Origin of the sequence: Kitasatospora sp. NPDC058046 (assembly GCF_042885595.1) — a bacterium.
GTDB lineage: Bacteria > Actinomycetota > Actinomycetes > Streptomycetales > Streptomycetaceae > Kitasatospora.
Genome location: NZ_JBHVRS010000017.1, coordinates 140,557 through 148,963 on the forward strand (window position 1 = coordinate 140,557; position 8,407 = coordinate 148,963).

The window sequence follows — 8,407 nt, forward strand, 5'->3', positions numbered from 1 at the left end:
GTCCGACCATCACCCCACGTCAGCGCAGCACTTAGGCGACCCTCGGTCGACGGCCCGTCCACCCGGCCCCGGAACCACTCGCGACCCACCAGAACACCACACCCCACGCCTCGCCGAAAACACGGAGGGAAATGACCGAGAACACGTGAGGCCAGACTTCGTTCGATTGACCGTCACAAAAGCGGTCTGGATACTGATCGAGCACGACGCAACCGAAACTCGTTGCGAAGCGGTCTCCGATTCGACATTTCATCCGACTGAGGAGAATCCATGATCTCGAAAGCCAAGAAGGTCGTGAGCTCGATGGCGATGGCCTTCGCCGCGGCCGCCACGCTCACCGTGGCCGTGCCGTCCGGCAACGCCTTCGCCATCGACCACGTCCAGTGCGACGGGAGCCGCAACGACTTCCTGAAGATCTGGTCGCACCTCGACGGCCGTGACAGCGTCGACTGCTACGCGAACGGGGGGTCGATCGGCTTCGGCGGGTGGTGGGTCGACCGGATCTCCACCGGGAACAACGACCTGGTCTACTCCGACGCCAACGGCGACTCGGTGCGGATCAACCGCTGGACCGACATCTCCTTCCCGAACCGCCCGCCGCGAGTCAACTCCATCCAGATCCTCTGACGAACCGGCGGAGCGAACCCCGAACATAAATTCGCCCGACCGAATCACCGGGAATTCCCACAGTGCTTCGATCGCCACCGAATCTTCTGTGACGTGAATTCGCTCCACCCCGGCTCACCGGCGCCGGCCACCCCCTCCAGGGGCTGGCCGGCGCCGGCATGCTGCGCCACGGCTGCCCGCCGAGCCCCGAACTCCGCACTCCGCACTCCGCAGGGGAAACCGGGTGCGGCAGCGCGGCCCTGCCTGGCATCATGGCGCCCATGATCACGTGTCGAAAGGCCGATGCCGCGTAGACGGCCCCGCGCACTGCGCGCCGAACGACCGGCCTCCCGCGTCTCGGGGCCGACCCCTCCGCTCCGGATCCACGGACTCTCCGACAGGGCGAGCCTGGCCGTCCACCGGGTCGAGCGCCTGAGCGAGAGCTTCTACCTTCACGCGGGCGCCACCGACCGGGCACTGCGGCGGTACCGCGAGTTCCTGCACCCGCCGGGAAGACGTCCGCTGTACCCGCAGGAGTCGCATTGCCCGTGCCCGGGATGTTCCTTCGACGACGTCAGACACGCACGCGACGTGCTGGAGGAAGTCCTGGAGCGACTGCCGGAACGGGCCCGTGCCGAGCTCGGCCGACTCGTGAAGGCCCTGGACACGGTGTTCTTGCGCCGTACCCTCCCCGACCCGTTCGCGGACCGGCGCCAGTGGCGCACGGAGTTCTGGTGGTACCGCCGCCTGGCCGACAGGTCGGAGTGGGGGTGACGGGTGGCGGTTCTCCGGTGCCCGCCGGGACGACGAAAGGCGGTGGTCCCCGGAGCACGGGCTCCGGGGGCCACCGCCGGTCAGGCTGTCGTGCTAGCCGCGACGACGGGTGCGGCGGGTCGCGAGCGTCAGGCCGCCGCCCAGGAGCAGGAGGCTCCCGGCCAGCTCGGCGAGCCGGGTGTCGGTGCCGGTGCCGGTGCCGGTGTTCGGCAGGTGCCCGTGTGCCTCCGTCGTGGTCACCGTGGTGGTGGACGGCGGGGAGGTCACCGGCGGGCCGGACGGCGGAGTGCCGGTCGCGGTCGCCGTGTTGGTGATCTTCCCTCGGTCGATGTCCGCCTGGGTGACCGTGTAGGCGGCCGTGCAGGTGACCGACACACCCGGGGCGAGCGAGGCCGCACCCGCCGGGCAGGTCACCACCGGCGGCGTCCCGGAGCCCGAGAACGCCGTCTCGTTCACCGTCACGTCCGTCAGCGTCACGTTCCCGGTGTTCGTCACCAGGTACGCGTAGTCGACCGTCTGTCCGACCGCCGAAACCGTCGTCGGGGACGCCGACTTCGCGATGGTGAGCGCCGGCTCAGGGGTGTTCGGGACGGTGGTCGAGGACGGCGGGGAGGTGACCGGCGGGCCGGACGGCGGAGTGCCCGTCGCCGTCGCCGTGTTGGTGATGCTGCCCGCGTTGAGGTCCGCCTGCGTCACGGTGTAGGTGGCTGTACAGGTCACCGAAGCGCCGGGGGCGAGCGAGGCCGCAGCCGGCGGGCAGCTCACCACCGGCGGCGTCCCGGAGCCCGAGAACGCCGTCTCGTTCACCGTGACGTCCGTCAGCGTCACGTTCCCGGTGTTCGTCACCAGGTACGCGTAGTGCAGCACCTGGCCCACCCCGGTCAGCGCCGTCGCGTCCACCGACTTGACGATGGTGAGCGCCGGTGCGGGCGTGACCGTGACGGTCACGGTGGACGGCGGGGAGGTGACCGGCGGGCCGGACGGCGGCGTACCCGTCGCCGTCGCCGTGTCGGTGATCTTGCCGCTCTGCAGGTCGCTCTGGGTGACCGTGTAGCTCGCCGTGCAGGTGACCGACGTGCCAGGAGCGAGCGAGGCCGCAGCCGGCGGGCAGGTCACCACCGGCGGCGTCCCGGAACCGGAGAACGCCGTCTCGTTCACCGTGACGTTCGTCAGCGTCACGTTCCCGGTGTTCGTCACCAGGAAGCTGTAGTCCACGACCTGCCCGACCGCCGAAACCGTCGTCGGCGACGCCGACTTCACGATCGTGAGGGCCGGCTCGGGGGTGTTCGGGACGCTGGTCGAGGACGGCGGGGAGGTGACCGGCGGGCCGGACGGCGGCGTGCCCGTCGCGGTCGCGGTGTTGGTGATCTTTCCTCGGTCGATGTCCGCCTGGGTGACCGTGTAGCTCGCCGTGCAGGTGACCGACGCGCCGGGGGCGAGCGAGGCCGCACCCGGCGGACAGGCCGCCACCGGCGGCGTCCCGGAACCGGAGAACGCCGTCTCGTTCACCGTGACGTTCGCCAGCGTCACGTTCCCGGTGTTCGTCACCACGTACATGTAGTGCAGCACCTGGCCCGCCGCCGTCAGCTCCGTCGCGTCGACCGACTTGACGATGGTGAGGGCCGGGTTGGCGGTGGCCGTGACGGTCGCGTTGGACGGCAGGGAGGTGACCGGCGGGCCGGACGGCGGCGTACCCGTCGCGGTCGCCGTGTTGGTGATGCTGCCCGCGTTGAGGTCCGCCTGCGTCACCGTATAGCTCGCCGTGCAGGTGACCGACGCACCGGGGGCGAGCGAGGCCGCAGCAGGCGGACAGGCCGCCACGAGCGGCCCCCCGGAACCCGAGAACGCCGTCTCGTTCACCGTCACGTCCGTCAGCGTCACGTTCCCGGTGTTCGTCACCAGGAAGCTGTAGTCCACGACCTGCCCGACCGCCGAAACCGTCGTCGGGGACGCCGACTTCGCGATGGTGAGCGCGGGCGTCGCCGGGACCGGGGTGTTCGTGAAGGTGCAGAGCACCATCGGGCTGTTCTTGTCCTCCACCGTCGCCGGGAACGGCAGGTTGAAGGTGGTCACCCCGCTGCCCGAGGCGACCGGGGCGTTGCCGTTGGCCGTGTCGACGCAGTCGTAGGTGGTGGTGTAGTCGGAGAGGCTTCCGGAGGCCGCGGTCTCGGTGAGGGTGTAGGTGGTGCCGGACAGCGCGATGACCGGGCCTGCGGGGGGCGACTGGACGCCCGTGCTGGTGCCGGTCGTGGTGGCGGTGTTGCCCTGGGTGACGCCACCGCCGGTGATCTCCAGCGTGAACTGGTCGTTGGACATGGTCGACTCGGCGAAGCGGCCGACGATGTCCTTCTGCAGGGTCAGGGTCGGGTTGGTGGAGCAGGCGCCGAGGTCCACGGAGAGGAAGGCGTTGTTGGTGTACGGCGTGGGACCGGCCGTGACCGCACCGGTGTTCGGGTTGAGCCGCTCCAGGTAGGTGGTGGTCCCCGAGGTGAACTCGATGTAGAGGTTGCCGACGTTGTCGAAGGCCGCCCCGTTGAAGGACCTGTCCGTCGGGTTGTCCAGGGTGCTCAGCGTCGTGCTGGTCAGCGGCACACCGGTGGCCGACCCCGTGGTGGGGATCGGTGCGGAGACCCGGCCGATGGCGGCGTCGGTCCCGACGGAGGAGAGGATGTAGAGGTTGCCGCCCGCGTCGAAGGTGATGTCGCCGTTGGGGCCGGAGGTGCCGGTGACCGGCAGGTCGAACGTGCCGATCACGCCGGGGATCGCGGTGTTGGTGGTGGTGTTGAACCCGTAGAGGGTGGCCACGCCGGGCGTGGTCGCGGTACCGGGCTCGAAGCTGGCGTAGTAGTAGATGCCGTTGACCGGGTTCACCGCGCCGGCGACGAAGGAGTCGCTGGTGGGACCGGCGGATCCGGTGTAGACGGTCCAGGCGCCGGTGGCCGCGTTGTAGCCGTACACGTTCACGGACCCGCTGACGGCCGGCGTCTGGTCGACCACGTAGGCGGCGGTGCCGCCGTCCGTGATGCCGAGGGCGTTCGTGAAGCCGGACCCGGCGGGGAGCGTGCTCACCGTCGTGGCGGTCACGTTGGCGCCGCCGACGGTGCCGGAGGCCAGGGCCAGCAGGGTGCCCGTACCGGCGCCCGAGGAGCCGCGCTGGACGGCGTAGATCGTGTTGCCGCTGCAGTCCAAGGGGGGGCCGGGCGCCCGGGGGGCGTGGCCGGCCGGGGCCGTGCCCGACGGGGGGACGCTCTCGGCGGACGGCACGGACGCTGGGGTGCTCACCGCGGACGACAAGGGGGATGGGGCCTGCGAGGCGTTGCCCTGGACGGGGGCGGCCTTCGCCGAGGCGGCGTCCGGGGCCTGCCACTCCAGCACCACAAGTCCGTTGCCGCCGTCACGTCCGTCCCGGTCGCCGGGCTTCACCGGGGCGGCGGGGTGAGCGAAGCCGCCGAAGCCGGCCCCGGCGACGTACTGGCGCTCGGTCAGGTGCGACGCCAGGCCCGCCGGAACGTCGCCGCCCCCGGAGCCGACGGCCGTGCCGCCCTCGCTCGGGGAGGTGCCGCCGTCGGCCGCCAGCAGGGTGCGGGCCGAGGCGTGCGGCTCGTCGGCCAGGACGCTGGAGGCGCCGCCGCCGAGGGCCGTACGGGCCGCCGGGGAGCTCGAGTCCTCGGAGTGCGCCCGCCCGCCCTGGCCGGGCACCACCGTCAGCCGCTGCCCCGGCGTCACGTCCAGCAGTGCGGTCGCGAAGGCGCCGGCGGCACCCGGTCGGTTCCGGTGGTCGGCGCCGGCCGTTCCCGCGGGGCTGTCGGCTTCGGCGGCCGCGCCCGCGCCCCAGGCCTTCGCCCGGACGGAGGTGACGCCGGGGGGAACGGTGAAGTCCTGGCCGCCACCGGTGTGGGTGAAGGCGAGGCAGTCGGTGTAGCCCGGGTCGGGCGGGCAGGCCTGGGCGGCGTGCGCGGCGGGGGCGGCCATCAGCGGGACGAGCGACAGCGGTGCCAGCGTCAGCACCGCTGCCAGCACTCCGGACCAGCCGCGCCGCTTCGACGCGGCACGGTTCGACGGACGAGCCGGGACGGTACTGCCCCGCACCCCGAAGGCCGGGGCCAGGCCCCGGCGACGTCTGACTTTGGGCATCGAGGACTCTCCAGGGTGTGCACAGGACTCTGGATGACGGAGTGAACACGCCATTGGGCGACGGGACGACTATGCCGTCTCCACCATCCGGGTCGGTCCGGCACGCTGGGGAGGTCATCCCGGCGGCCCACACGAACGGTCCGACCACCGCGCTCGACGCCCGTCGCGCGCCCCCTGCACCGGGTGCGACCGACCGCGACGGCCTCGACCCGGGTCAGTGCCACGTCTGTTGACGCATCGTCATATGAACTAACTGCGTCGAGCGGAGTCGGCCCCCACCCGCGCCGGCGAGGGCGGTCCGGCCGTTGAGCGCCGCCGGACGCGGCGAGGCCGGTGCCGTCCGGGAGCGGCGGCTCCCGGACGGCACCGGCCTCACGGTGCGGGAAGGGCTACCAACGGCGGCGCGGCGCCGGAGGGTTGAGCTTGGCGGCGAGCGCCGAGAGGAAGGTCGGGAGCTTGTCGACCATGGCCTTGGGGACCGGGGTGGTCTCGACGCTGCCGGTTCGCACGTCCTCGACGAGGAGCGTGTACGTGCCGTTCTCCTCGACGAGTTCGGCGGCGAAGAGCAGTGTCCTGGTGGAGGTTTCCATCGGGGTTCCTAGGCTTGGGTGTCGTTGAGCCAGGCGGTCCACGCCGCGGTGGCCCGCTGCTCGTCGGCGTCCTCGGCGAACAGGTGGTGGCCGAGCCAGATCGGCACGTTCCAGGTGCTGCCGTTGAAGAACCGGTAGAGCGCGTCCGGGCCGCGCAGGCCGACGAAGTCGGGGCTGAGCCAGTCCACGACGACCTCCTCCGGCCCTCCGTCCGTACCGGGGACGTCGAGCCGCAGGCGGTCGCCGACGGCCGCGTCGGCGGCGAGGCCGAGGCGCAGGCGCAGGGCGGCGAAGTCGGCCGGGTCGGCGGTGGGTTCGGGGCGCGGGGCCCTGACGTAGACGGCGGGGCGGCCGGCGAAGTGCCGCAGGTACTCGGCGAGGCCGTGCTGGTAGAAGTCGACGTGCTTCTCGGCCGCGTCCGACTTGGCGTCCCACATCCAGGCCTCGTCGACGACGCCCGTGTGCACCCAGTGGATGCCCATCCGCAGGTGGCTCGTTCCGCCGTCGGCGGGCTCGATGTGGTAGCTGAGCGTGTTGGAGAACCCGCCGTCCTGGGTCGCCCGGACGGCGAACCGCCGCGGCGGCTCCCACGCCACGACGGTGGAGTCGCCCCGGCTGGCCTTTCCGCCGACGCGCGGCTCGACCTCCATCGGGTACAGCCAGCCGAGGTTGCCGGCGCCGGTGGCGACCGCGTCCCAGACCTGTTCGGGCGTGGCGGGCAGGTCCTGTTCCCGGCGGACCTCGAACTCTCGGGCCATGGTCGGTACTCCTTCGTCGTCGTTCATGGTCAGTGGTCGTCGTTCATGGTCAGTAGGTGACCGGGAGGGCGCTCAGCCGCCGTTGCAGCGGGTTGGGCCGCCAGTCCAGCGCCGCCTCGTCGGCCAGCCGCAGTTCGGGCAGCCGGCGCACCAGCGTGCCGATCGCCACCTCGGCCTGGAGCTTGGCCAGCGGGCCGCCGAGGCAGAAGTGCGGGCCGTGGCCGAAGGTCAGGTGCCGGTTGCCGGGGCGGGTCAGGTCGAGCCGGTCGGGGTCCTCGAAGCGGTCCGGGTCGCGGTTGGCCGCGGCGAGGAACAGGTACGCCAGGTCCCCCTCCCGCAGTGTCCGTCCGCCGATCTCCAGGTCCTCCGCGACGACCCGGACGATCGCCTGGGTCACCGTGTCGTAGCGGGCGAGCTCCTCGACGGCGCCGCGGATCAGCCCCGGATCCGCGCGCAGCCGGGCCAGTTGGTCCGGGTGGCGCAGCAGGGCGAGGACGCCGTTGTTGATCAGGTTGGCGGTGGTCTCGTCGCCGGCGGTGATCAGGACGAAGCAGGTGGACAGCAGTTCGGAGTCGGTGAGCCGCTCGTCCTGCGCCTGGGTGGCGACCAGGGCGCTGATCAGGTCGTCGCCCGGCGCGCGCCGGCGCTCCCGGATGAGCCCGGACAGGTACTCCTCGTACTGGTCGATCGCCGCCTCGGACTTGTCGATGTCCTCGGTGAGCCGGCCGAAGCGGCGGAACCAGCCCTTGACCCGCGGCCGGTCCTCTTCCGGGATGCCGAAGAGCTCGCAGACGACGGACATCGGCAGCGGGGCGGCGACCGCCTCGATCAGGTCCATGCTCCGCCCGGCCGCGACCGCCTCGTCGACGAGCCGGTCGACGATGCCCTGGACCCCGTCGCGCAGCGCTTCGACGCGCCGGGCGGTGAAGGCCCGGTTGGCCAGCTTGCGCAGCCGGCTGTGGTCCGGCGGGTCGGTGTTGGTCATCACCCGGCCGAGCCGGTCGGTGAGCCGGCTCAGGGCCTTCAGGTCGCCGCCGAGCGCGCTGTAGGCCCGGGTCATCCGGTCGCGGTCGTTGGACAGCCGCAGGTCGCCGAGAGCCGCCTCGATGTCGGCGTACCGGGTGAGGTACCAGATGCCCTGGTCGCTGCGGTGGACGGGGCTCTCGCGCCGCATGCGGGCGTAGAAGGGGTACGGGTCCCGCCGGGCCTCGGGGGTGAGCAGGTCCGCGGCGAAGTCGTGGGACGGGACGGGGTCGTGGGCCGGGGCGAGGCCCGCCGCGGGGCGGGCCTCGTCCGTGGTGTCGGTCGGGTTCACTACGGGCCGCGCTACTTCCGGGTGTCCATGGCGTCGGCGAGGCTCCTGGGCCGCATGTCGGTCCAGGACTTCTCGACGTACTCCAGGCAGGCGGCGTTGGTGTCGGGGCCGTGGACGACGGTCCAGCCGTCGGGGACGTCGGCGAACTGGGGCCAGAGCGAGTGCTGGTTCTCCTCGTTGACGAGCACGAGGAAGGTGCCGTCCTGGTCGTCGAAGGGGTTGGTCATGGG

At 72.0% G+C, this 8,407-nt stretch carries 7 protein-coding genes; 2 read left to right on the forward strand and 5 right to left on the reverse strand.

The window, feature by feature from the left end:
- Positions 1-270 precede the first annotated feature (270 nt).
- On the forward strand, positions 271-627 hold the full coding sequence (locus ACFVU7_RS29845; protein ID WP_049649160.1) for a beta/gamma crystallin domain-containing protein: 357 nt from the start codon (positions 271-273) through the stop codon (positions 625-627).
- A 570-nt stretch (positions 628-1,197) separates the two neighbouring features.
- On the forward strand, positions 1,198-1,380 hold the full coding sequence (locus tag ACFVU7_RS29850; protein ID WP_380745461.1) for a hypothetical protein: 183 nt from the start codon (positions 1,198-1,200) through the stop codon (positions 1,378-1,380).
- A 93-nt stretch (positions 1,381-1,473) separates the two neighbouring features.
- Here the strand turns inward: ACFVU7_RS29850 and ACFVU7_RS29855 are convergent, their stop codons facing one another.
- The 5 genes from ACFVU7_RS29855 to ACFVU7_RS29875 all read right to left on the reverse strand — a co-directional run bounded on the left by ACFVU7_RS29855 (position 1,474) and on the right by ACFVU7_RS29875 (position 8,404).
- On the reverse strand, positions 1,474-5,514 hold the full coding sequence (locus tag ACFVU7_RS29855; protein WP_388048132.1) for a hypothetical protein: 4,041 nt from the start codon (positions 5,512-5,514) through the stop codon (positions 1,474-1,476).
- Between the two features lie 389 nt (positions 5,515-5,903).
- Positions 5,904-6,104 (reverse strand): hypothetical protein, encoded by a 201-nt coding sequence (locus ACFVU7_RS29860; RefSeq protein ID WP_049649157.1) that lies wholly within the window; start codon positions 6,102-6,104, stop codon positions 5,904-5,906.
- 8 nt (positions 6,105-6,112) lie between these two features.
- Entirely contained in the window at positions 6,113-6,862 is a 750-nt protein-coding gene (locus ACFVU7_RS29865) for an SRPBCC domain-containing protein (protein ID WP_380775374.1), read from the reverse strand.
- Positions 6,863-6,911: 49 nt separating this feature from the next.
- Complete coding sequence (locus tag ACFVU7_RS29870; protein ID WP_388048134.1) at positions 6,912-8,177, reverse strand: cytochrome P450; 1,266 nt, start codon at positions 8,175-8,177, stop codon at positions 6,912-6,914.
- Between the two features lie 11 nt (positions 8,178-8,188).
- Positions 8,189-8,404, reverse strand: a complete 216-nt coding sequence (locus ACFVU7_RS29875) for an MbtH family protein (protein WP_074005862.1) — start codon at positions 8,402-8,404, stop codon at positions 8,189-8,191.
- Positions 8,405-8,407: the final 3 nt, after the last annotated feature.

What these genes read in the sequence shown, in the direction of transcription:
- ACFVU7_RS29875 (WP_074005862.1), bottom strand. Translation starts at nt 8,404, where the DNA reads ATGACCAACCCCTTCGACGACCAGGACGGCACCTTCCTCGTGCTCGTC.
- ACFVU7_RS29860 (WP_049649157.1), bottom strand. Translation starts at nt 6,104, where the DNA reads ATGGAAACCTCCACCAGGACACTGCTCTTCGCCGCCGAACTCGTCGAG.
- ACFVU7_RS29865 (WP_380775374.1), bottom strand. Translation starts at nt 6,862, where the DNA reads ATGGCCCGAGAGTTCGAGGTCCGCCGGGAACAGGACCTGCCCGCCACG.
- ACFVU7_RS29845 (WP_049649160.1), top strand. Translation starts at nt 271, where the DNA reads ATGATCTCGAAAGCCAAGAAGGTCGTGAGCTCGATGGCGATGGCCTTC.
- ACFVU7_RS29855 (WP_388048132.1), bottom strand. Translation starts at nt 5,514, where the DNA reads ATGCCCAAAGTCAGACGTCGCCGGGGCCTGGCCCCGGCCTTCGGGGTG.